General features: G+C 62.0%; 17 protein-coding genes and 1 pseudogene. 8 read left to right on the forward strand and 10 right to left on the reverse strand.

Going from position 1 to position 25,020, the window contains the following annotated elements; translation table 11 throughout:
* Nucleotides 1-5: 5 nt before the first annotated feature.
* On the forward strand, nt 6-4,364 hold the full coding sequence (locus D3870_RS08855; RefSeq protein ID WP_119738367.1) for a response regulator: 4,359 nt from the start codon (nt 6-8) through the stop codon (nt 4,362-4,364).
* 43 nt (nt 4,365-4,407) lie between these two features.
* Here D3870_RS08855 and D3870_RS08860 read toward each other — a convergent pair whose 3' ends face one another.
* A complete protein-coding gene (locus D3870_RS08860) occupies nt 4,408-6,396 on the reverse strand; it encodes an acetoacetate--CoA ligase (RefSeq protein WP_119738369.1) in 1,989 nt (662 codons plus the stop codon).
* A gap of 34 nt (nt 6,397-6,430) precedes the next feature.
* Entirely contained in the window at nt 6,431-7,648 is a 1,218-nt protein-coding gene (locus D3870_RS08865; RefSeq protein ID WP_119738371.1) for an MFS transporter, read from the reverse strand.
* Nucleotides 7,649-8,021: 373 nt separating this feature from the next.
* On the opposite strand from D3870_RS08865, the gene D3870_RS08870 reads away from it, so the two are divergent.
* The 7 genes and pseudogenes from D3870_RS08870 to lhpH all read left to right on the forward strand — a co-directional run bounded on the left by D3870_RS08870 (nt 8,022) and on the right by lhpH (nt 14,010).
* Complete coding sequence (locus tag D3870_RS08870) at nt 8,022-8,495, forward strand: YbhB/YbcL family Raf kinase inhibitor-like protein (RefSeq protein WP_119738373.1); 474 nt, start codon at nt 8,022-8,024, stop codon at nt 8,493-8,495.
* A 29-nt stretch (nt 8,496-8,524) separates the two neighbouring features.
* Entirely contained in the window at nt 8,525-10,012 is a 1,488-nt protein-coding gene (locus tag D3870_RS08875) for an aldehyde dehydrogenase family protein (RefSeq protein ID WP_119738375.1), read from the forward strand.
* Nucleotides 10,013-10,157: 145 nt separating this feature from the next.
* The gene (locus tag D3870_RS08880) at nt 10,158-11,282 is read left to right on the forward strand and encodes a branched-chain amino acid ABC transporter substrate-binding protein (protein ID WP_119738376.1); all 1,125 of its coding nucleotides are present in this window, start codon (nt 10,158-10,160) and stop codon (nt 11,280-11,282) included.
* 127 nt (nt 11,283-11,409) lie between these two features.
* Entirely contained in the window at nt 11,410-11,958 is a 549-nt protein-coding gene (locus D3870_RS08885; protein WP_119741886.1) for a DUF6790 family protein, read from the forward strand.
* A 136-nt stretch (nt 11,959-12,094) separates the two neighbouring features.
* Nucleotides 12,095-12,499 carry a GFA family protein gene (locus D3870_RS08890; RefSeq protein ID WP_119738378.1) on the forward strand — a complete coding sequence of 135 codons (405 nt, stop codon included), beginning with the start codon at nt 12,095-12,097 and terminating at the stop codon, nt 12,497-12,499.
* A gap of 220 nt (nt 12,500-12,719) precedes the next feature.
* Nucleotides 12,720-12,845: pseudogene (locus tag D3870_RS08895) on the forward strand (IS5/IS1182 family transposase); the annotation flags it as partial.
* A 154-nt stretch (nt 12,846-12,999) separates the two neighbouring features.
* Nucleotides 13,000-14,010, forward strand: coding sequence for a trans-3-hydroxy-L-proline dehydratase (gene lhpH / locus D3870_RS08900; protein WP_119738380.1), 1,011 nt, complete (start codon nt 13,000-13,002; stop codon nt 14,008-14,010).
* Between the two features lie 8 nt (nt 14,011-14,018).
* On the opposite strand, the gene D3870_RS08905 is transcribed toward lhpH, so the two are convergent.
* The 8 genes from D3870_RS08905 to D3870_RS08940 all read right to left on the reverse strand — a co-directional run bounded on the left by D3870_RS08905 (nt 14,019) and on the right by D3870_RS08940 (nt 24,949).
* On the reverse strand, nt 14,019-14,885 hold the full coding sequence (locus tag D3870_RS08905; protein WP_158590416.1) for an alpha/beta hydrolase: 867 nt from the start codon (nt 14,883-14,885) through the stop codon (nt 14,019-14,021).
* 181 nt (nt 14,886-15,066) lie between these two features.
* Nucleotides 15,067-17,460 (reverse strand): DUF6351 family protein, encoded by a 2,394-nt coding sequence (locus D3870_RS08910; protein ID WP_119738384.1) that lies wholly within the window; start codon nt 17,458-17,460, stop codon nt 15,067-15,069.
* Nucleotides 17,461-17,843: 383 nt separating this feature from the next.
* Complete coding sequence (locus D3870_RS08915) at nt 17,844-18,572, reverse strand: intradiol ring-cleavage dioxygenase (RefSeq protein WP_119741887.1); 729 nt, start codon at nt 18,570-18,572, stop codon at nt 17,844-17,846.
* A gap of 71 nt (nt 18,573-18,643) precedes the next feature.
* The gene (locus D3870_RS08920) at nt 18,644-19,924 is read right to left on the reverse strand and encodes a c-type cytochrome (protein WP_119738386.1); all 1,281 of its coding nucleotides are present in this window, start codon (nt 19,922-19,924) and stop codon (nt 18,644-18,646) included.
* A gap of 12 nt (nt 19,925-19,936) precedes the next feature.
* Nucleotides 19,937-20,683 (reverse strand): c-type cytochrome, encoded by a 747-nt coding sequence (locus D3870_RS08925; protein ID WP_242489914.1) that lies wholly within the window; start codon nt 20,681-20,683, stop codon nt 19,937-19,939.
* 149 nt (nt 20,684-20,832) lie between these two features.
* On the reverse strand, nt 20,833-21,576 hold the full coding sequence (locus tag D3870_RS08930; protein WP_119738390.1) for an endonuclease/exonuclease/phosphatase family protein: 744 nt from the start codon (nt 21,574-21,576) through the stop codon (nt 20,833-20,835).
* On the reverse strand, nt 21,573-23,756 hold the full coding sequence (locus D3870_RS08935) for a VTT domain-containing protein (protein WP_119738392.1): 2,184 nt from the start codon (nt 23,754-23,756) through the stop codon (nt 21,573-21,575). Before D3870_RS08935 ends, D3870_RS08930 begins: the two co-directional genes overlap by 4 nt.
* Nucleotides 23,757-24,091: 335 nt before the next feature.
* Complete coding sequence (locus tag D3870_RS08940; protein ID WP_119738394.1) at nt 24,092-24,949, reverse strand: acyl-CoA thioesterase; 858 nt, start codon at nt 24,947-24,949, stop codon at nt 24,092-24,094.
* Between the last annotated feature and the right edge of the window lie 71 nt (nt 24,950-25,020).

Here is a 25,020-nt window from a genome sequence, read left to right on the forward strand (position 1 = left end):
ACAGCATGGACGTGACAACGGACGCCAATGAAGAACTCGATATCAAGGTCTTGCTCGCGACGCTGATCGCGCTAAAGAAAGGCGACTTTTCGGCGCGCATGCCGTCCGACTGGACCGGCATGGCCGGCAAGGTCGCGGATACCTTGAACGACATCATCGAAACCAATGCCCAGATGGCCGAGGGCATTACCAGTGTCAGCCGCGTCGTGGGCCGCGAAGGCCGCCTGAGCCAGCGCGCCGTGGTGCCGAATGTTTCCGGCGGCTGGTCCACCATGGTGCGCTCGGTCAACACCTTGATCGACGATCTCGTCTATCCGACCACCGAGATGGCGCGCGTGATCGGCGCGGTTGCCAAGGGCGACCTGTCGCAGACCATGTCGCTCGATGTCGATGGCCGCCTGCTGAAGGGGCAGTTCCTGCGCGCGGCGACCCATGCCAACACCATGGTCGAGCAGCTGAGTTCGTTCGCATCGGAGGTGACGCGGGTGGCGCGCGAGGTCGGCACCGAAGGCAAGCTGGGCGGCCAGGCCAACGTGCCTGGCGTGGCGGGAACCTGGAAGGACCTGACCGATTCCGTGAACTCGATGGCGGGCAACCTGACTTTGCAGGTCCGAAGCATCGCCGACGTGACCACGGCGGTCGCCAACGGCGACTTGTCCAAGAAGATCACGATGGACATGCGCGGCGAGATTCTGCAGCTCAAGGGCACGATCAACACAATGGTGGACCAGCTGCGCTCCTTCGCATCCGAAGTGACACGGGTGGCGCGCGAGGTCGGCACCGAGGGCCGCCTCGGCGGCCAGGCGAACGTGCCTGGCGTCGCAGGGACATGGAAGGATTTGACCGACAACGTGAACTTCATGGCGTGGAACCTGACGGACCAGGTGCGCAACATCGCCGAGGTGACGACGGCGGTGGCGCGCGGCGACCTCTCCAAGAAGATCACGGTGGACGTCAAGGGCGAAATTCTTGAACTGAAGGACACCATCAACGTGATGGTGGATCAACTCAGTTCCTTCGCCTCGGAAGTCACCCGCGTGGCGCGCGAAGTCGGCACCGAAGGCAAGCTGGGCGGCCAGGCGCAGGTCGAAGGCGCGGCCGGCACGTGGAAGGACCTGACCGACAACGTGAACTTCATGGCGGCCAACCTGACGGAGCAGGTGCGCGGTATCGTCGGTGTGGTGACCGCGGTGGCGAACGGCGACCTGACGAAGAAACTGACGGTCGCTGCACGCGGCGAAATCGCGGCGCTCGCCAATACCATCAATGAAATGACCGACACGCTGGCCGTGTTCGCCGACCAGGCGACGACGGTGGCGCGCGAGGTCGGCGTGGAAGGCAAGCTGGGCGGCCAGGCAAGCGTACCGGGCGCGGCGGGCACGTGGAAGGACTTGACCGAGAACGTGAACCAGCTGGCGGCCAACCTCACCACGCAGGTGCGTGCGATCGCGGAAGTGGCAACGGCCGTGGCGCGCGGCGACTTGTCGCGCTCGATCCAGGTGGATGCGCGCGGCGAGGTGTCCTACCTGAAGGACAACATCAACGAGATGATCCGCAACCTGAAGGACACCACGCAGAAGAACGCACAGCAGGATTGGCTGAAAACCAACCTGGCGCGCATCACGCGTCTGCTGCAGGGCCAGCGCGACCTGGGGGCCGTGACGTCGCTCATTCTGTCGGAGCTGGCGCCGCTGGTATCCGCGCATCACGGCGTGTTCTACATGATGGATTCGCAGGACAGCGAGGCGCGGCTGCGCATGGGGTCGAGCTATGGCTACCGCGCGCGGAACGACCTGCCGACTTCCTTCATGCCTGGCGAAGGCCTGGTCGGGCAATGCGCGATCGAGAAGCAGCGCATCTGGCTGACCAACGTGCCGCGCGACTACATCATGGTGTCGTCCGGACTCGGCGTCGCGCCACCGACCAACATCGTGGTGCTGCCGATCCTGTTCGAACAGCAGGTCAAGGCGGTGATCGAAATCGCCTCGCTCGACCGTTTCACCGAAACCCACCTCTCCTTCCTCGACCAGCTGACCGATTCGATCGGCGTCGTGTTGAATACCATCGAAGCGAACAGCCGCACCGAAAGCCTGCTGACGCAATCGCAGTCGCTGGCGCAGGAGCTGCAGCAAACCAATCTGGAGCTGGCGGAAAAGGCGCGGCTGCTGTCCGAACAGAACATCGAGGTCGAACGCAAGAACCGTGAAGTGGAGCAGGCCAAGTTCGCGCTCGAGGAAAAGGCAACCCAGCTCACGCTATCGTCCAAGTACAAGTCCGAGTTCCTCGCCAACATGTCGCATGAACTGCGCACGCCCTTGAACAGCCTGCTGATTCTCGCGCAGCAGTTGAGCAACAATCCGGACAGGAACCTGACCGACACACAAGTCGAGTTCGCCAAGACCATCTACGGCTCGGGCAGCGACCTGCTGACGCTGATCAACGACATCCTCGACCTGTCGAAGATCGAATCCGGCACGGTGACGCTGGAGATCAGCGACTATCGCTTCGAGACGCTGCGCGCCTACGTCGAGCGCACTTTCCGCCACATGGCAAAGGCGAAGACGATCGACTTTGCGATCGAGCTGGACAATCGTCTGCCGCCATCCATGCAGATCGACACGACCCGGCTGCAGCAGATTCTGCGCAACCTGTTGTCGAACGCCTTCAAGTTCACGGCCAACGGCAAGGTGTCGCTGCGCATCGGCATGGCCGACCACGGCTGGTCGACGGACAATCCCAGCCTCGCGCGCGCCGACGCGGTGCTTGCATTCACGGTCACGGATACCGGTATCGGCATTCCGACGGACAAGTTGCAGCTCATTTTCGAAGCCTTCCAGCAGGCCGACGGCAGCACGGCGCGCAAGTACGGCGGCACCGGCCTCGGCCTGTCCATCAGCCGTGAACTGGCGCGCCTCTTGAACGGCGAAATCCGCGTCATGAGCGAAATCGGTGTCGGCAGCACGTTCACCCTGTACCTTCCATATCAAAAGGACGGCTTCACCGACTACGGTTATCCGCGTCACGTCGGGCGGCAGCGGCACAGGGTCAAGCCCAAGGTCGTGTTCGCACAGGACGGCAACGCGGAGGCAGCGCACTCGGTGAACACCGTCGAGGCATCCGGACCGGGTCAGGACGTTCCGTTTGACGATCGCGCGCTGGTGGCTCCGGGGGATCCCGCCGTGCTGATCGTCGAAGATGACCAGCATATCGCCAAGTCGCTGCTCGACCATGCGCGCGACAAGAACTTCAAGGGCATCGTCGCGTCACATGCCGACTCGGCGCTGGCCCTGACGCGCGACTATCAGCCAGCGGCGATCCTGCTCGACATCGATCAGCCGGAACTAGACGGGCTGGCGGTGCTGGACCGCCTCAAGCGCGATCCGGCGACGCGCCACATTCCGGTGCACGTCCTGTCGGACCAGCATGAACGAGAACGGGCGCTGCGCCACGGTGCGATTTCCTACCTCAGCAAGCCGGTCAGCGCAACGCGGCTGGAGGAGGAATTCGCCCGCATCGAGCATTTCGCCACCAACGAAACGCGCCATCTGCTGCTGGTGGACGACGACCCGGCACAGCGCAACAGCATTGTCAGGCTGATCGAACACGAGGATGTGTCGGTCAAGACCGCCCTCACCGGCAAGGAAGCGCTCGAGCAGCTCTCCGCAGCGAGATTCGATTGCATGGTGCTCGATCTGACGCTGCCCGACATGGACGGCGTCGAGCTGCTCGAAACAATAGGAAACGATGCCAGCCTGGTCGATCTACCCATCGTCGTCTACACAGCGGAGGAACTGAGCCGCGAAAAGACGCGCGAGCTGCAACGTCTCGCCAAGCGCATCGTGATCAAGGACGCGCATTCGCCGGAAAAGCTGCTGGCGGAAACGGCCCTCTTCCTCCATCGCGCACATGCGAACCTGCCGGAACCGCAGCGCCGCATGCTGGATGAGGTGCATGCTGCCGACATGGGGCTTGCCGGGCGCAAGGTGCTCGTGATTGATGACGACCTGCGCAACATCTTTGCATTGAGTTCGGTGCTCGAGCGGCAGGACATGAAAGTGCTGTACGCGGAAAACGGACGCGACGGGATCGAGATGCTGCAATCCGATCCATCGATCGAGATCGTGCTGATGGACATCATGATGCCCGGCATGGACGGCTACGACACCACACGCGCGATACGCCGGATTCCGCAATTCAAGACCCTGCCCATCATCACGCTGACCGCAAAGGCGATGAAGGGCGACCGCGACAAGTGCATCGCGGCCGGTGCCTCCGACTACATCACCAAGCCGGTCGATGCCGCGCGGCTGCTGTCGATGATGCGGGTGTGGCTGCCTGCGCACCAATCCACGCAGACTAATTGAACCGGGAACGCCGCCGCATCACATGCGGCGGCACACTCTGTCATCAGCCCGCCTGCGCGGCATTTCTGCGCTTTGCCAACGCGACGAAATAATCCAGGCTGCCGGGATTGGCCATCGCGTCGCGATTGGCCACCTCTTCCACCGCCATGCCGAGCAAGAGCTTCTTGACCGGCAGCTCCATCTTCTTGCCGGTCAGGGTGCGCGGGATTTCGGCGACGGCGAAAATGTCGTTCGGCACATGGCGCGCGGACAAGTCGCTGCGGATGCTGTCCGATATGCGGCGCACGAGGCCGTCGTCGAGCGCGATGCCCGGACGCAGCACCACGAACAGCGGCATGTACGATTCGCGTCCGAGATACTCGAGATCGACGACGAGGCTGTCGACGACTTCGGGCAGGCTTTCCACCACGCGATAAATCTCGCTGGTCCCCATGCGGATGCCGTGGCGGTTGATCGTCGTGTCGGATCGCCCGTAAATCACCGCACCGCCATGCGGCGTGATGCGCAGCCAGTCGCCATGCCGCCACCAGCCGGGGTAAGTGTCGAAATAGCTGTCGTGATAGCGCTTGCCGCCCGCATCGTTCCAGAAATACAGCGGCATCGAGGGCATCGGCTTGGTCACCACCAGTTCGCCCACTTCGTCGTTCAGGGCCCTGCCCTCTTCATCCATCGCATAGACAGCGATGCCGAGATAGCGGCACTGCATTTCGCCTGCATGGACGGGAAGAATCGGACAGCAGCCGACAAAGCACGCAGCGATGTCCGTGCCGCCGCTGATGGGCGCGACCAGCACATCCGTCCCGAGCTGCGCCTGTATCCAGTCAAATGCATCGGCGGGCAATGGCGACCCCGTGGCGCCGACCGACCGGATGGCGCTCACATCGGCGATGCTGCGCGGCGCGATGCCTGCCTTCATGCAATTGGCGAAATAGGCGGATCCCGCGCCGAAGAAGCTGACGCGCGCTTCCTCGGCAAATTTCCAGAGCGTGCCGAGATCGGGGTGGCCCGGATTGCCATCGTAGAGGCAGATCGCCGACCCGAGCAGCAGGCCGCACACCTGTGAATTCCACATGATCCAGCCGGTGGTGGAGTACCACAGGAAGCGGTCGTCTTCCCCAAGGTCCATGTGCAAGCCATGCCCCTTCAGGTTTTCGAGCAGCACGCCGCCCTGGCCGTGGACGATGGGCTTGGGCATGCCGGTCGTGCCGGATGAATACACCACCCACAGCGGATGGTCGAACGGCAGCTGCTCAAACACCATGGGGCTGTCATGCGCCAGCAGCTCCTGCCAGTGGCGCGTATCGGGCATTGCCGCCTGCGGATCGAGATACGGCAGCAACACCACGTGTTCAAGCGTCGGCAGCGATTGCGCCAGTTGCGCCACCACGTCGCGACGGTCGAAATCCTTGCCGCCATAACGGTAGCCATCGACCGCGATCAATACCTTCGGCGCAATCTGACCGAAGCGGTCCAGCACGCTCGGCGTGCCCATGTCGGGCGAGCAACTGGACCAGATCGCGCCGATGCTGGCGCAAGCATAGAAGGCGACGACGGTTTCCGGCAGGTTCGGCAGGTAGGCCACCACGCGGTCTCCCGGCTGGACGCCCATGCCGCGCAAGGCATGCGCAACCGAAGCGATCTGGCGGCGCATCTCGCGCCACGACATTTGCGTCAGAGGGCGCAGTTCGGATTTCGACACGATGGCGGGACGCTCGCTGTCCGCCTCGGACAGATGAAATCGGAACAGTTGTTCGGCGAGGTTCAGGCGCGCACCGTCGAACCATTTCGCGCCCGGCATTTTTTCGCTGTCGAGCACGCGCGCATATCCTGCCGAACTCTGCACATCGAAATATTCCCAGATCGATCCCCAGAACTCGTCAATCCGATCGACCGACCATTGCCACAACGTATCGTAATCGCGGAACGTCAGCTTCCTTTCCCGCTGCAGCCAGCTCATGTAATCGTGGATGCGGCTGCTCTCGATACGCTGCGGTGACGGTGTCCATAGCGGCATCCGGTCTTCGACGTTCATTTCCTGTCTCCTGGCAAGTTGTTTTCTGGTGGCCTCAGTTTTTCGGCTTGTCGCGCAAGCGTCTGTGGAAATTGACTGCAACGGCAAGCAGTCCGACGGCACCGGCGATCAGCACGGCGGGCGTGCCCGTGCGTTCAACGATCACGCCGGCGACGCCGACTCCCACCGATTGTCCTATGAAAAACGACGATGCGAACGCCGATACCGCCGCCCCGCGCCGCTCCGGCGCCATCTGCGTGGCATTGATCTGCAAGGTGTTATGCAGCATGTAAAAGCCCAGTCCTGCAAGAAAGCATGCCGGGATCGCCCACCACCACACCGGCGCGACCCCGATCGCAAGAAAGGATACCGCGATCAATATCCCGCCCCATAGCGACAAGCCGCTCTCGCCCAGCCGGCGCACCAGCGTGGCGGAAGCGATGGCAAACAGCAGGCCGCCGAATCCGAACAGCATGATCAGCGAGCCGGCCTTGGTCAGCGACAAACCGTACGCATGATGCAGATGCGATGCGATGAAGGCGAATGCGCCGAAGATGCACAGGCCTTCCAGAAAGACGGTCAGGAGCACGGTGCGCGCCCATGGCCGCAGCAGGACCTGATGAAATTCGGTGATCATGCGGCGCGCCGTCGATCCTTCCGACTGCTGCAGGATGCGCGCATGCGCGGGCAGCCGCCGGTTCAAGGACAGCAGTGCGAAACTGATCACGATGAACAAGAGTGCAATGCCGAAAAACGGCATGCGCCAGTGATTGGCATCGGCCGCAAGTCCGCCGATCAGCACGCCCGCCGACAGCCCGAGAATCTGGCCGATCAGAAAGCGCGCCAGCACGGGTTGCCGCTCGTGATATGGAATGACGTCGCCGATCCATGCCATGGCGAGCGGAATGATGGCGGCCGCGGTCGCTCCGGCCAGCAGCCGTGCAAGCAGCAGCAGCGTAAAGGTTGGTGCCAGCGCGCACAGCGCCGCGCTCACCGCGCAGGCAACACAGGCGCAGGCGATGACGAAATACTTTCCGTAGCGGTCGCCGAGCGGTCCGAAAAAGAGTTGCGAGATGCCGTAGGCGATCGAGAACACCGTGATGACAAGCGATGCTTCGCCGAGCGTGACGCCGAATCCTGCGGCGAGATTGGGAAGCAGCGGGTCGCTTACGCGCAGCGACATCCCGCTTGCAAACGCGGCAAGCGACAGCAGCGGGATGGCAAGGACAGGGACTGACTGGGAGATGGGTGTTGCGGCCTGACTTTGAGACATCGACTTTCCTGAGGCTGATTGCTCTCGCGACATTTTACTGAGCATTCAGGAAACGAGTCCGCTGCGGCCAAAGAGTTGCCGTTTCGATCACGATGCATCCGCTGCTGCTTGATCTCCAAGGTGACCCGTCTTGATGTCGAAAAGTTTCGTCCGCGCGACGGTGCTTGTGCTGTGGAAAGCACTCCGCGCATCGCCGAGGAGACTGCGCACGATCAAACCGTGTGCAGGCGCATCGTGAACCAACAGTCCATGGCCGGTTCAACTTTCATAGCGATCGACGATGGTCGTCCGTTCAGTAATGGGAGTGTCCAACGGGAGAGCCATTGCGCATGAAGGATGAAACTCAGCTGTCCTTGTCACGGGAGTTGGAGCGATGAGTCTTGCCTTGACCTCGCCGGCTTTTGATGCCGGCAACAGCATTCCTGCCATCCATACCTGCGATGGGAGCGATGTGTCGCCGCCGCTTGCATGGTCCGGCATCCCGCCAGGCACGAAGAGTCTGGTGCTGATCGTCGACGACCCCGATGCGCCCGACCCTGCCGCACCGCAACGGACATGGGTGCATTGGGTGCTCTACAACATTCCGCCCGAGAGCGCAGACCTGGCCCAGGGCATCAAGGCCGCCGATCTGCCGCCGGGTACGCGCGAAGGCATCAACGACTGGAAGCGCAGCGGCTACGGCGGCCCCTGCCCGCCCATTGGACGGCATCGCTATTTTCACAAGCTGTATGCGCTCGATGTGACACTCCCCGATCTCGGCAAGGTCGACAAGGGCGCACTCGAAAGGACCATGAAAGGCCACGTCATCGGTACGGCGGAGCTGATCGGCACATACCAGCGTCCCTGAGTCGCGTTGCGACTGTACACAGGCAAGTCATGGACGCCACGCCGCAACCGCCCGTCAGCCGCTACAGCGGTTTCGAGGAACAATTCATCAATGGCGCGTGGCGGCCCGGGCGTTCCACCAACACGCTGGACGACACCAATCCATACAACAATGACTTGCTGGCGCACATCATCCTCGCCAACCGCAGCGACCTCGACAACGCCTACGACAGTGCCGCCATGGCGCAGGCATCGTGGGCAAGCGCGCCTCCCGCCGAACGCGCCGACGTCCTGCTGCGCGCCCTTGCCATCATGGAGGCACGCCATGACGAAATCGTGGATTGGCTGGTGGGCGAAACCGGCAGCACGCGGATCACGGCCCGATGGCAATGCCGGCTGCTGAATGCCGTGACACGGGAAGCCGCCTCCTTTCCGTATCGCGACGCGGGCCGGATCCTGTCGTCCGACATTGCCGGCAAGGACAGCCGCGCGTACCGCCAGCCGCTCGGCGTGATCGGCGTGATCAGTCCGTGGACCTTGCCGATCTATCTGTCCAATCGCGCCGTCGCACCCGCCATCGCGCTCGGCAATGCGGTCGTGCTCAAGCCGGCGCAAGACACTCCCGTCACCGGCGGCCTGCTGCTCGCGAAGATCTATGAGGAAGCCGGTCTGCCGCCCGGAATACTGAACGTGGTGGTCGCGTCGCGCAGCGAACTGGGCGATGCATTCGTCACGCATCCCGTCCCGCGCCTGATCGTCTTTACCGGTTCCGCAAGTTCCGGCAGGCACATCGCCCAGGCCGTCGCGGCCGCCTCCACGATCAAGCGGCTCCTCCTCGAACTCGGCGGCAATTCGCCTTTCATCGTGCTGGACGATGCGCACATCGACCGCGCGCTGCCTGCCGCCGTGTGGAGCAGATTCCTGCACCAGGGACAGATCAGCACGAGCGCCAATCGCTTCATCGTCGATACGCGGTTGTATGACGAATTCGTCTACCGCTTCAAGGAGCACGCCGGCGGACTCAAGCACGGCGACCCGGCGGACGAGGACACGGTCATCGGGCCGCTGATCAACGCACGGCAACTGGACCGCATGAAGGCATGCATCCAGAGCGCGCACGACGCAGGAGCGCGCCAGGTGCTGGGCGGCGAGCCGGACGGGCTGGTTCTGCCGCCACAGGTGTTTGCCGATGTGACCGGCGACATGCCGATCGCCAGGATGGATGCGTTCGGCCCGGTTGCGGCGATCATCAAGGTGACCAGCGAAGAAGAGGCGCTGCGCATCGCGAACGACACGGAGCACGGCCTGTCCAGCGCGGTGTTCACGCGCGACGAAGGGCGCGGCGCGCGCTTCGCACTCGCGCTCCATGCGGGCATGACGCATATCAACGACGGCACCGTGGACGACCATCCGGACGCGCCCTTCGGCGGCGAGAAAAACAGCGGCATCGGCCGTTACGGCGGCGAATGGGCGATACGCGAATTCACCACCGACCACTGGCTGACGGCGCAGCGTATACGGCGGCAATATGCGTTCTAGACGAACCCTGCGATGAGGCACCATGTCGCAAGGAATGTTCCCTGCGATCGATTTACTTTGAAAAAAGGATGGTTACACTGGAACCAGACATGGAAGTGAAAAGGTGTTGTTCCCCCGTTTTCCCAACATCAAGAGGAGACGCATCATGTTGGCACGCAGTCACTTCATTCCCTTGCTGGTGCTCGTTCCGGCCATTGCATTCGCGCAAGACGTTCAGGTCGTCAAGATCGGTTTCAGCAGTCCGCTGTCGGGTCCGCAGTCTGCGGCGGGAAAGGACAATCAGGGCGGCGTGCAGATGGCCGTGGACCGGCTCAACGCACAAGGCATGGTCGTCGGCGGCAAGAAACTGAAGTTCGAGCTGCAGATCGAGGATGACCAGGCCGATCCGCGCGCCGGTGTGAGCGTCGCGCAGAAGCTGGTCGATAGTGGCGTCAAGGCCGTCATCGGCCCGTACAACTCCGGCGTCACCATCCCCGCATCGAAGGTCTACAACGATGCCGGCATCGTGATCGCGACTGTCTCGTCCAATCCGAAGATCACGCAGCAAGGCTTCTTCAACGTGTTCCGCGTTGCTGCCAATGACATCCAGCTGGGTGGCAAGATCGCGCAATACGCGGCGAAAGAACTGAAGGTGAAGCGGGTGGCGCTGGTGGATGACCGCACCGCCTACGGGCAGGGGCTGGCCAACGAATTCGAAAAGGTGGCCAAGGCCAACGGGATCGAGATCACGGGAAGAGACTTCACGACCGACAAGTCGACCGACTTCATGTCCATCCTGACCTCGATCAAGGCCAAGAAACCGGACGCCATTTTCTACGGCGGCTATGCGCCGCAAGGCGGGCCCATGACGCGTCAGATGAAGCAGATCGGACTGCAAGCCTTGATGCTCGGCGGCGATGGCATCTGCTCCGCCGAAATGGCGCGCCTTGGCGGCGACAGTGTCGGCTCCAACGTCTACTGCACGCAGGGCGGCGCGATGCTGGACAAACTGGCCGAGGGAAAAACCTTTGCGGCGGATTACAGGAAGCAATTCAACCGTCCGCCGGAAGTCTATGCCGTGTCGTTCTATGACGGCATGATGCTGGTCGCGCAGGCAATGAAAGCGGCCAACTCGATCGATCCCGCCAAGTACGGCCCGGCTCTCGCCAAGATCCAATACAAGGGCGTGGCGGGCTCCTACGAGTTCGATGACAAGCACGATCTCAAGCAGTCGCCGGTGACGGTGTTCCAGTTCAAGGGCGGCGAACCGGTACCGATCGCCAGCTATTGATGCATGCGGCAAGCGCGGGACGTGTCATGCAGCGTTCCCCGCTTGCCGATGAGTCAAGAGTCAAGGCCCCCCCATCATTTCGTCACCCGAGATCATGAATCGCTTGGTGGCACATTCGGAGAAACTCATGGCAGAAGTGATCCGCTTCCTCCTGCAGAATTTCACGCTGACCCTGCTGGCTCTTGGGTTTGTCGCCTCGGCAGGCTCGTTGTTGCGAAGGCCTCGCCCGTTGACGTTACCGGTGCTTCTCGAGGCGCTCTTCTCGTATTTCATACTCTTCCCGATCGCGCTCGGTTTTCTCTACAGCTTCGTGTTGCATGTGTTCTTCGGTGAGATGACGGCACGCTTCATCGGATGGGCGGACAGCCCGTTCCAGAGGGAGGTCGGTTTTGCGAGCCTGGGCTTCGCGGTCGTCGGCTTTCTCGCATTCCGGGGGAGCTTCGACATGCGCGTCGCCGCGGTTGTGGGTCCCGCCTGCTTACTGCTTGGCGCCGCGGGCGGTCACATCCTGGAGATCCTCAGAACCGGCAACCTTGCGCCGGGCAACGCGGGTGTGATCCTCTACACCGACATCCTGCTTCCCCTAATCGGCTTTGCCCTCCTCTGGCTCACACATCGCTATTCGCGAGAGAGAGTCGCCGCGCGAACCGCATTGCAACACCCCGCGGCCATATGACTCTACGCCCAACCATCAGTTGCACCGGACCCTTCGCAAGCGGGCTTTGCCCGCTCGTTCGGGCCGGTGAACTGAGGCGTCAGGCGTAACAATCGTGACCTGGCTAACTTCACGACACACTTGGAGGTCTATCACCATGCTGCGAGGAAGTTGCTTGTGCGGGGCCGTAGCGTATGAAATCAGCGGCCCCTTCGTTCACATAGGAAACTGTCACTGCACGATGTGCAGGAAACTCCATGGCGCAGCATTTGTGACATGGGGAATCCTCGGTCAACAGCACTTTCGATGGACCAGAGGTGAGTCGCAGGTTCGCTCGTACGAATCGTCGGCGGGTCGGCAGCGTCTGTTCTGCAGCAACTGCGGCACCTCACTCGCAAGCGCCCATGATGGCCGCATTGGAGAAGTCGTCATCGGCACACTCGACGACGACCCTGGCGCAAGACCCTCTGAGCACATCTTCGTCGCCTCCAAGGCCTCTTGGTATGACATTTCCGATGATCTTCCGCAGCACCCTCAGTGGCCTCCCCACATCGAGTCGTGAAAGTGCAACTCTTGACACGGACGCCTGACAATCCATATATGGACTCCCTCCAGAATTCAAGAAACTGATCAATAGGTGTGGCATGAAGGAGAAGCCTGCAATCCGGCATCGTTGGTGGGCTCATTGGCGGCCCGTGCCGACATGGAATCTGCGTCACCATTGCGCCAATCGTTACGAGCGGCAAGGGTGCGGCTGCCGGAAGAGTTATCGGCGTCAAACGGTGTGGGGGTTTACCAAGGTGCGCCATCGCGGCCTGGCTTGGAATGCATGCCGCGCCTTCACGGCACTGGCATTGGCGAACCTGTACCTGGCGCGCCATCGATTGATGGCACAGATGCGCCCGTAGTGGGCGAAAGCGGGTGGAAACACCCGGCAACCTGCCCGCAAGGGCAATGAAAAACGCGATGAACGGGCCGCGTTGCGGACTCGCATCGATCAAATCAATGCAAGTCCGAAAATCGATGGCTTGTTCAGCGCAGCCTTGAAGAAGGACAGCAACCATGTTGAGCTACCTCCGCACGATCCACACCATCGACGCGCACACCGGCGGCGAGCCATTGCGGATCATGATGTCCGGCATGCCGCCGGTACCCGGCAAGACGATTCTGGAAAAGCGCGCGTGGCTCAAGGCTAACCGCGACGACTTGCGCCAGTTCCTGATGAACGAACCGCGCGGCCATGCGGACATGTATGGCGCTTACCTTTTCCCGCCCGTCACGCCGGATGCGGATTTCGGCGTCATCTTCATCCACAACGAGGGCTACAGCGACATGTGCGGCCACGGCATCATCGCGTTGGGCAAGGTGCTGGTCGAGATGGGTTATGTCGAGCGCAAGACGCCTGCCACGCGAATCGCCTTCGACGCCCCGGCGGGTTTCATCGAAGCGCATGTCGAATGGGACGGCACGCGTGCCGGCAAGGTGACGTTCAAGAACGTGCCGTCCTTCATCTACCTGCGCGACCTGGAGGTGGAGACGCCGTCATTTGGAAAGATCATCGGCGACATCGTCTTCGGCGGCGCGTTCTATTACTACATCAATGCCGATCAGGCCCATCTGGAGATCAAACCGGAACAGGTGCGTGCATTGATTCAACTCGGCGCGGAAACCAAGGCCGCGGTGAAGGCAAAAGTGTCGATCCGGCATCCGCTGGAACCGGGACTGGACCAGCTGTATGGCACCATCATCGACGGTGCGCCCAACCGTCCGGGCGTGGACCAGTCCAACGTCTGCATCTTCGCCGATCGCGAAGTGGACCGTTCGCCGACCGGCACGGGCACCTCCGGACGCGCAGCGCAATTGTTCTTGAGAGGCAAGCTGGCGCTGAATCAGCCATACGTGAACGGCAGCATCGTCGGCAGCGCCTTCGAGGTCAGGGTCACCGGCACGCTGAAGGCAGGCGATCTCGATGCCGTTACCACGGAAGTCAGCGGCAACGCGCACATCATGGGAACAAACCAATGGGTGCTGGAGGAATCCGATCCCTTCCCCACCGGATTCTTCCTGCGATGAAGGCGCGCTCACCGCAACCTGTCTGATACGGCGGCATCGACGGTGCGCAAAAAGGCTTCCACACTGTTCGTGTAGTCGCCCGGCTGGCCCAGATGCTGATTGATATCCTTGTGCGATAACGGCTGCTTCAATACGCTTGCGCGCATTCCCGACGACACAGCCTTTGCCGCGAAACGATCCGCCTGCGGACAGGGATCGTCGCGCAGGCTCGAACACACCGCGAGAATCGGCACAGTCCCGCCGTTCAATGCATGGAAGGGTGAAGCCGCCTTCCAGTACTCCGGATCGCGTCCGAAGACCCGATCATAAAGACGCGGATGCCTTTGCTCCATGCGCTGCACCACATCGAGCGCGGCACTGTCGAGCAATACCGATGCCAGCCACGGCGCAGTAGCGACCCCGGCGCAATCGTTCCCGTCACACGTTGCCGACCACGCGGTTAGCAAAGCGACCAGATGCGCTCCGGCGGAATGCCCCATCAGAATGAATCGGGTGCGATCTCCGCCCCAGGTTGCCGCCTTTTTCTGCGCCGTCGCCAGTGCTTTTCCGACATCCCTTGCCTGCTCCACCGGCATGGCGCGCGGCAGCATCCGGTAATTTGCCGAGATCACGATAAAACCCTTCGGCACCCACCGCGCCACCTTGTTCTCCACCACCGCGCGTGCCGACTTGTCACCCAGCATCCATGCGCCGCCATGCACCATGAAAATCACCGGAGCGTCTTGCACGCCAATGGCCGCATAGACGTCGAAGCGCTGCGCCGGGTCGCTGCCGTAGGGCACGTCGCGCACGACGCGCACGCCGGCAGGGAGCGACGTACCGGAGGACGCATCATCGTCCGCCTGCGCAACCTTGCACAGTATACCCAGCAGCATTCCGGCAATCATCATCCGAAGTGCAATGTATTTCTGCGAAGTCATACCTGACCCTTCAATTCTTCCGTTCCCGACTTCGCATATTTACCACCGTTACATGCGCGCCGACAAGCAGTCGAACCTCACGGCCTTGCAGGCCTCAATCGAACTTTGCCGCGCCAATCAATCCGCCGCACCGCATTCATTGCGGCGTCGCCGTCGGTGCCGGCCCGATCGGCACGCCGCCCGCCCCGCCCGAGAATGTCATGGACGACGCCGGCGCCTGCTGACCGACGCCCGGCTTGAGCCAGTCGCAAACACCATCCGGAAACACCGCCTGCAATCGCGCAAGGTGAATCCCCGAGATGATCTGCGGCGCATAATCCGCGGCATTCAAGGGCCTGAGCTGGCACTTCAGGATGTCTTCCGAACGCGGTCCGCCGGCAGTCTGTCGCGGCGATGCATGCGGCCGCAGGAACGGGTCGGCATCGCAGATTGCCTTGTCGGTCACCTTGGTCGCCTGCGCGGCGTCGCCGCTCAGATAGCAGAAGTCGAAGGCCTCGACCGGTTTCGCCCGCACCACTTTTTGCGCGATTGATGCAGTGCTGGTATCGGCCTTCAGATTGGTCAGCCACATGTCCATCGTCTGGAATGCGTCCAGCGTCATGGAGGGCGCCGGCACAAAACCGTTGCGAGCATAGCGCCACATCACATGCCCGGCGTGGCTGCCATTGGCCTTGTCCAGGCGGTCGCGCAACGCGAAGCTGCGCCAGACATGATGGATGCCGGTGATGTTTGGCGGTCCCGAGATGCCGCTCGGCAGGACGGCGATGAGTGAATCGTCCCAGCCGCGCATGTCGATGATCGGTGTTTGCGCCAGCAGCTTGCCGCTGGCAACGATGCCGGCGCGATACGCGGTCGCCAGCGCATCGGGATTCGCTTGACTGCGATTGACGGACAGGATGGAGTCGGCATTGACGCCGCCGATGATCTCGTTGAGCGTGACGAACTCCTCGGCAGTGATTGCGCCTTCGATGAAGGCCTTCAGGCCATATTGGACGCCGACATTGTCCCGCGTATCGCGTGCGAAGACCGTGTTCGGCACCTTGCCCCACACGGCCACCGCGCTATCGGCACCACCACAGCGCGGGCCATTCGGGTTCGTCACCGGGTCATAGACGGTATTGGCCGGCAGCTGGCAATTGTTCGCCGACACCGGCAACGTCGTGATGACGCCGGTTGCATTGTCGGCTGGCAAAACCACGCGTGCAAAGAAGTTTCCCGGCTTGGAATTGGTGCCGAACAGGTTGTTCCATGCGTGGCAGGCGGTCTGGTCGAGGTGGCCGTTGATCGCCGCCTTCTTGGCGTTGACCTGTGCCAGCGAATAGCCGCCGTTCGCCATCAGGTTGAGCCAGTCCGGCTTTTGATAGGCCTCGACCAGCAGCACGCAATCCTGCACTTCCATCGTCGTCGTTTCCGAGTCGGGATAGGTGCAGGTCGGCTGGATGCCGTCCAGCAGACCCGGCATGATCGATGCGGCAGTGTTCTGATTGATCGAGCCGCCGGAGCATCCCGCGCCCATCGTGAACCGGATCTCGCCGTAGGTGTCGGTGACATGCTCCTTCATCATCATCACGGTTTCCGACATCAGGACGCGGTTGGCGTTGTATTGCGAATCCGTGAGGCTGTTCTGCACCACCATGTATCCACGCGCCAGCGACTTGTCGTCCGCCCAGGATCCCTGCGGACGAAACTGCTTGCGCGGCTGGCCCGTACTCCCGCCGAACTGATACAGCAGCTTGCCGTTCCACGCGGATTGCGGCGCGGTGGCTGTCCATGGCTTCGCCGGATCGAACAGGACGGCAATGTCGTAGATGCCGCGATTGATCGTGCCGCGCTCGCGCCGGACGATGTAGGGAACGGTGAGCCCGGTATCGGTGGTGGTGGTCGCAAGGTCCGCCGGCAGCACCGCATTCGGATCGTAGGGCTTGAAGCAGTTGTTCGGATTCGCGGTCGCGGGCGGCGTCGGGTCGGGCAAGGCATTGACGCAAGCCGCTGTCGTTGTCTTGTAGAAGAATCGCGTCTCGGTCGCGATATTGCATTGCGCGTCCGTGGCACTGGTGGCGAGGCCGCTGCCATTGGTCGATGGCGTGCTGCCGGCTTCCGGTTGCGCGGTTGGCGTCGCGCAGACCCACGGCTGAATCTGCTGACCGGAGAGGATGGGGCCGCCAATCGGATGGTTGGTGATTTTCAGGCTGGCGCTGCGCACGCCGGGGGCGGAGACGACGAGCGTGTTGACGCCATTCGCCAGACCGCTCACAACACCGGTCACGCGTCCATTGGCGCGCAGCGCGAACGCGCTGCTGACGTCGCGGCCGCCGACTTCCACCCTCAAGCCGCTTACTGCGGTGCCGGTGGGCAGGATCACTTCCACCAATCCGTCGCCGCCGCTCACGAAATCGGCGCGGCTGGAAAGAAATTTGACGTCGAGCGCAGGAGTGTCGTCATCATCGCCGCCGCCACTGCCGCATGCGGCAAGCGCCACGCAGACTACCGGCAGCAGAAAAAAGTGCGAAAAGCGCTTTCCTGAACGCATGTGCCCTCTCCTGTTTGTTGTTGTCATGGCCATGGAGTCCGATTTCGTGCAGCAGCAAAAGACCGCGCCGTTGTTGGCATCGGTCTGCGGATGAAATTCGGGAATGCGATCCTGCGGCGCTGAATGCGGTGTTGTTACAGGAAAAGCTTACTGCGCGTTAGCGCATCGATGTATTTGCCGTGGACAAGGATTGACGCGGCTCAACGCGCAAGGAAGGCCGACACAAGAAGGCCGGATATGGTTTTCATCTTTATGAAGGAAGGGGATAGCGCCCGTGCTGTCATTCCGAGCGCAAGCGAGGAATCTCGTGCATGGCATGGTTCCAGCATTGGAGATTCCTCACCTTCGTTCGGAATGACAATCTGGCGCGAAGATCGGCGCGGTCAGGCCAGCTTCAAGCCGACATGGAATGCGCCGGAATATCCCTGGCCGCTCTCGGCAACCGCAAGCATCAGTTGCCGTCCGCCGCGCCGGAAAATGCCGTCGCGCTCGTTCCTGACGCGGCGCAATCCGCGCGCGGCATAAGGCGGGCGGGACAGCACCTTGTCGTTGAGCGCATCGTCGAAGTACAGCTGCGAAGTGAATTCATGTGCCCGCGCGGATGCGGCATCGGTTCTGATCTTGAAGTGGATATGCACGGTCCTGCCTTCGTACCAGCCGGGATAGATGGTGGTGAAGCGGACACGCCCCTCGGCATCGGTGATCTGATAGCCGCGCAGGAATTTTTTCCCGCCTGTGGTGAAGCCTGGATCGCTGACGTCCGAATAGACGCCTTTCGCATCGCAATGCCACACATCGACGATGGCACCGGCAAGCGGCTTGCATCCGTTCGCGCCGACCGTCGACACGACAAGCTGCAACGTCAGCGGCACGCCTTCCTTGATCGAGCCGTCCGACGGATCGCGCCGGATGTCCGAGCGCTGCAAACGCTCGTCAACGAAGTATGGCCCTTCGGTCTGTTCCGGTGTGGCGACGCATGTCGGCTCAACCGCGTTTGCCGCAAGGGCGTTGCGCAGCGGGAACCCCGTCAACAGACTGGTACCGGTCGCACCCATGATTGCGAGAAGCTTTCTCCGTCTGGCAAACCAGTCCGATGCTGCATTCGTGTTCATGCCGCCCTCCTTCGTCAATTGCGCGCACCCTGCCGCGATTCAGCATCGAAATGCTTCGCGCTCATGAACTTCTACTCCAGCGGCACGGAACGCAGCCGCGTCACCTGCGCCGGATACACCATCGCCGCGTGATTGCCCCATGAATTGCGGATGTAGGACACGACCGCCGCGACTTCCTGATCGTTCAGGATCGCACCGAACGGCGGCATGCCGTACGGACGCGGGTTGCCCTCGGTGCTAGGCGGATAGCCGCCGTGCAGCACGGCACGCACGGGATTGACGAAGGTATCGAGCTGGATGGCACGATTGCCCGCCAGTGCGGGGAAGCCGGGCGGCTCTCCTGCGCCGGACGGCTTGTGGCATTCAACGCAGTGTTTCTGATAGATGGCCGCCCCCAGCTTCAAGGCATACTGGTTCTCCGGTTTGGCGGCGACCATGGTGTGGGTGTCGTCCTCTTCCGGCGTTTGCGGCAGCGAGCGCAGGTACGTGCTCATCGCGCGGATATCGCTTTCCGTCAGATGCTGCAGGCTTTCGCGCACCACCTCCGCCATGGGCCCCGATGCGACTCCGCGCGCCGATACGCCGGTCCTGAGCAGGTCGGCGATGTGCTGCAGCTCCCAGCTGCCGAGTCCGGCTTCGGACTCCGACGTCAAGGACGGCGCGTACCAGTTCGATATCGGAATCACCGCGCCGCCCAGATCGTTTTTCGTCTCCGTCGCGCCGAGTATGTTGCGCGCGGTATGGCAGGCATTGCAATGGCCGAGGCCCTGCACCAGATAGGCGCCGCGATTCCATTCGACGCTGCGGCTTTGCTCCGGCTTGAACTCGCCCGGGCGGAAATAGAGCGCGCGCCATGCCACCAGCAAGTTGCGCTGGTTGAAGGGGAAGCGCAGTTCCGGCTCCCTGTCTTGCTGGACCACCGGCGCAAGCGTTCTGAAATACGCGAACATCGCATCCGCATCGGCCCGCGTCACCATGGTGTAGTTCGGATACGGAAAGGCCGGATACAGCAGCTTGCCGTCCCTGCCCTTGCCGTTATGGATGGCGCGCCAGAAATCATCCGCCGTCCAGCTGCCGATGCCGGTCGCGGTGTCAGGTGTGATGTTGGAAGAATAGATGGTGCCGAACGGCGTCTCGATGCCGCGTCCACCCGCAAACGGCGCGCCGCCTCGCACGGTGTGGCACGCGAGGCAATCGCCTGCCCGCACCAGATAGCTGCCGCGCTCGATCATTTGCGCCGCATTGGTGGCTGGCTGCGATGCGCTTCCCTTGTCTTCCGCGAGACCGAGATAAAGGCCCGCGCCCAGCACGGCGACGAGGATGATGGCAATCACCAGAAAAATGCGTTTCATTTGTCGTCTCCCTTACTTCTGCGAAAAGCTTCCGCAGGCGATCGGAAGGTGGACGCCGGTCGCTTGCGACGGCGCATAGTCGGGCGGAACCGGCTGCGACGCCAGCCATGCCGATACCGCGCTGATGTCTTCCACCGTCAGGCGCTGCGTGATCTCACCCATGCAATCGGGTGCAGCAGCGCGCCGTGCGCCGCTTCGCCATGCGCCGAACTGGCCGTTGATGTAATCGCGCGGAAGCCCGAGCAGACCGGGGATCGACGGCGCGATGCCGGTCAGCTTTTCACCGTGGCACGCCGCGCATGACGGAATGTTCTTCGTTGCGTCGCCGACCATCGCGAGGGTGCGTCCGCGATCCACCACTGCTTGCGGCTGGTTCGAGATTTGCGGTGCGGGATATGGCGGATGCTGTTCCGCAAAGTAAACCGCGAGCTCCTTCAGGTAGTCGTCGGACAGATGCTGCACCATGTAGATCATCATCGGATACTGCTTGCGCCGCCCTTCCTTGAAATTCAGCAACTGGTTGTAGAGATAACCGGCCGGCTTGCCCGCGATGCGCGGATAGTAGCCATCGCTCGCCGCCCGTCCTTCCTTGCCGTGACACGCCATGCAGGGTACGGCGCGCTTTGTCATCGTGTCGGTGTCGAGGGGTCTGGATGGTTCTGCTGCAAGTGCTTGCGCGGTGAATGCACTCGCAAGCGCACAGACGGCAGTGCATAAGGAAACGAAGGATGGCAGGAATCGCGGCATGGGAAAGGACATGTTCTCTCAGCAATCGAGTGGTGCGGTATTGTATTGTCTTTCACATTCATTGACAGACGGCACCGGTGCGTTGCCCTGTTGCTGCGCATCGGCACGTGCGTCCTGCAACAATCAGTATCAATCACTTCGGCACGAACGCAAGCTGCCTTCTATCCATCGATATGCGCGACCAGCGGCAGATGATCGGATGCAATGCGCGCCAGCGGCGTGTCGTGCCGTTCGACATGTACCAGCCGGTGACGCGGTCGGATCCAGATTCGGTCGAGCGCGAAGATCGGCCAGCGCGCGGGAAACGTGGCCGGCGCGGGCACCGCCTCGAAGTGTGACACCAGCCAGCGCAGCGGCCTGCCCCACATGAACCATTCATTGACGTCGCCCAGAAGAATGACCGCCATCTGATCAGTGTCGAATACCTGCAGCAGGCGACGAATCTGATCGCGCCGCTCGGCTGGACGCAAACCCAGATGCGTGGCGATCACCCGCAGGGGATGGCCATGGCAATCGACATCCGCATCCACCGCGCCGCGCGGTTCGCGGCTGCCGAAGGACAAGTCGATCGCGCGCGTGTCGCGAATTGCATAGCGGCTCAACACCGCATTGCCATAGCGCCGCTCCATTCCCTGTCCGGTCGGGCCCTCCGTGGAATGAAAACCGGTCACATCCTGCAGCATCGCCAGCACATTGGGAGATCCATTTCCGCCGAGCGGCACTTCCTGCAAGGCAATGATGTCCGCGTTCATCTCATGCAGCACATCGCCTACGCGCATCGGCGCAAACTCGCCATCCCACCCCACCGCCCCATGAATGTTGTAGGTGGCGACCGTGAGCGGCCACGGGTTCAGGTCGGGCACTGCTTCCGAAAAATCCGGCGTGATGACAGTAGTCAAGCTCATTTCGCCTCGACGCTCCGCCTTCCGGCAAAGAGGCGCTGCAGCAGCATTGCGAACCCCACCAGCAGCAGCACCACCGCACCAAGCACCGCAATCGATCCCATGCTCGGCGTGCGCACTGCCTCGGCCAGATAGTGGACGAACGTGACCATGACAACGATACCCGGCAGCATGCCCAACAGCGTCCCTATCATGAAATCGCGAAAACTGATATGCGACGCTCCAGCCACCAGGTTAACGAGCGTAAACGGCGCGATCGGCAGCATGCGCACGATGATCATCGCGACGATGCCGCGACGCGCGATTCGTTGACTCAGGCGATTGACGCGCGCGCCGACCAGACGGCGCACCGTTTCACGCCCCAGCCGCCAGCCGATCCCATATGTCGCGGCCGCACTCAACAGGCTGCCGGCAATCGCATAACTTGCACCAGCCACCGGTCCGAACACGACGCCGGTGACGGCAATCATCAGCGATACCGGCATCATCACCAAGCCGGCGATCACGTAACTCGCCACCACCGCAAGCGGCGTGAACGGCAAATCATCAAGCCCGCGCGCAAAGCCGACGAGGGAATCGAGGTTCGCGTATTCGCGCAGCGGTGTCCAGCGCCACGCCACAGCCAGCAAGACGAGCACGACCGCAAGCGCACCCAGCCCGAGCAGGCGGCGCGGCGCAGGCTTTGCCTCCTCCGGCACGAATTGCGAGACAAGTTCGTCCGCATCGATCGGCTGCTCGGGATCAAATATGGCTTGCTCCGGAATGAGCGCGTCGAGTTCCGGCGTGATCTGCGGGTCCATCGCATGCAGCGAGCGTGCCGGTCCCTGCAATGCCGCGATCGTCTGATGCAGGCCGCCATGTTGCCGCGCACAGTCCATCACGATGTCGGGCGTGGTATCGAGATGCTCCGCCAGCAGGCGGCTGCGCAAACGAGCAATCGCGTGGCGAATGCGCTCCTTCTCCGCATCGCTGCCGTACGCCTCGAACGCGAGATTGCATTCCGTATCGAACACCATCGAACGGTTGCTGAGGTTGGCCGAGCCGACGCAAAACACATCGTCGTCCATTGCGAACACCTTGCTGTGGACGTTGAGGCAGCCTTGATCCAGATCCGGAATGTGCGGACAGTACAGCCGGTAACGGCCGTGCGCGTCGGCTTCCTGCAAGCGCCGATGCAGGCGGGCGCGCAAGACGCCCATCGTCGCCTCCTCCAGCCAGCCGCTCTGTGTGCGGGGCGAAATGACCGCCACTTCAGGCCCCTCGGTCTCGGCCAGGCGCGCGGCGAGCGCGTTGCTGATCACAGCGGAAGTGAAATACTGGTTCTCGAAGAACAGGTCGCGGCGCGCTGCTGCGATCGCATCGAGATACAGTTGCCGCACTTCAAAAACTCCCGGACGTCCCTCATAGGCCGGCTCGGTTCGTGCAATCGCGATATCGATGTTCGTCAGATCAGGCGTCACATCGTGCGGCCATGGATCGCATTCCGAGTGCGGTGCGGTCGCAGGCCAGTGTCCGGTCGCATGTTGCCAGCGTACGCGGCAAAGGTCTGCCAGCGCACGTGCGGCATTGCCATCCACCATCGACTGCACATCATGGAACGGGCCATATGTCCTGCCGTCGATACCGCGGCGCAGCGGCAGATGACAGGCATGTTCCGGCGTATCCCATCGGCTGCGCGTCAGATCGAGTCCGCCGACGAACGCCAGCTTGTCGTCGATCACGACGATCTTCTGATGATGCGACGCACCGATCGGATGATGTCCGTCCATGAAGAATGCAAGCCGCCGGTCCGTGCGCCAGCCCATCTTGTACACCGGCAGCCACTCGCGCTCCAGCGCGTACAGCATCGCGAAATCCCAGTTGAGGACATAGGCATGCAAGCCGGGATTGGCCGCGACCACCTCATGCAGGAAATCGCCCAGCGGCTCCGGAAAGCCGTCGTTCGCGCCTTCCGGCAACAGCAGCGTGCGGCTGTCGATATCCCAGCTGAGGATGAAGATACTGTGCCGCGCTTCCCGCAATGCCGCGCGCACCGCCTTGAAATACGCCGCGGCGTCCACCAGCATACTGAAGCGATGCGCATGTTCGACACGCCAGCAGTTGCGCCCGGGTTGCAACAGACGCGGCGCGCTTGATGAAACTGCCGTCGAGGTAGCTGCGAGAGATTCTTCTTGTGATCGCATAGGCGCCGTGTTGAAAGGAAACGATGAGGGTTTCCTTGTTCGACGGTGGAATGCGAAGGAGGTTTCTGGACGTTGCGTGTCAGACGAGGTTTGTTGATTCAGTCCGGCCGTTTTTTCATCGACAAGCAAGAGTTGGCGTTGTCATTCCGAACGAAGGTGAGGAATTTCATGCCTGGCATGACGTCAACACCGAAGATTTCTCACTACGTTCGAAATGACAGAGGACCCGCATATCATTTATTGCGTTATTTCGAATACTGCTCCAGAGCTGCAATCTGTACGGAAATATGATGTGGAGCAATCATCCCTTGTCGCGCAAACCAGATCGCGCCCTGTCATTTTTCCCGCAAGCGGATCAACCCCTCCTGCGTCAAGGTCGCCACCAGCACGCCTTCGATGTCGTAGACATGCGCGAAGGACAGTCCGCGTCCGCCCGATGCGTTCGGGCTTTCCATCGAGAAGAGCAGCCACTCGTCCATGCGGAACGGTCGGTGAAACCAGATCGTGTGGTCGAGACTGGCGATCTGCAGGCGCGGATCGCCCAGCTTCACGCCGTGCGGCTGCAAGGAGGTCCACAGCAATCCGTAATCGGAGACATACGCAAACAGCGTTTCATGCGTCAACGGATCGTCCGGCAGGCGGATCGGCGATTTCACCCATACCTGCTTGTGCGTGGCGGTCGCGTTGTGGCTGTAGAGGTCGCCGCCGTGCGCGGCACGGAAATCGACCGGAACCGGCAGGAACGGACGCCCGTATTTGGCGGCGCTGTCTTTCCATGTCTGGATGCTGGAGGCCAGTTCCTCCGGTTTCGCTGTGGCCGGTGCCGGCTTCTGATGCGACAGACCTTCCTCTTCCGTCTGGAAGGAGATCGATGTCACGAAAATGCGCCGTCCTTCCTGCACCGCCACCACGCGGCGCGTGCTGAACGAGCCGCCGTCGCGCACGCGCTCCACCTCGTACTCGATCGGCAGCCGGTGATTGCCGGGCAGGATGAACAGGGAATGCAGCGAATGCGGGCGGCGATTTTCCACCGTCACTGTGGCGGCATGGAGCGCCTGCCCCAGTACCTGACCGCCAAACACATTGGGGCTGCCCATGAAGTGGCTCTGCCCGCGATAGCGATCGGGGCCGATCTGTTCCAGCTTCAGCAGGTCCAGTATTTCTTCGGTGTTGTAGAGCGCGTCGTCCGGCATGGGTTGTTGTCCGATAAGCAAGTGGCGGGAATGAGCAGGAGGAAGCCATGACAGAAAAGACCGGTCATGCT

Origin of the sequence: Noviherbaspirillum cavernae (genome assembly GCF_003590875.1) — a bacterium.
GTDB classification, from domain to species: Bacteria; Pseudomonadota; Gammaproteobacteria; order Burkholderiales; family Burkholderiaceae_D; genus Noviherbaspirillum; species Noviherbaspirillum cavernae.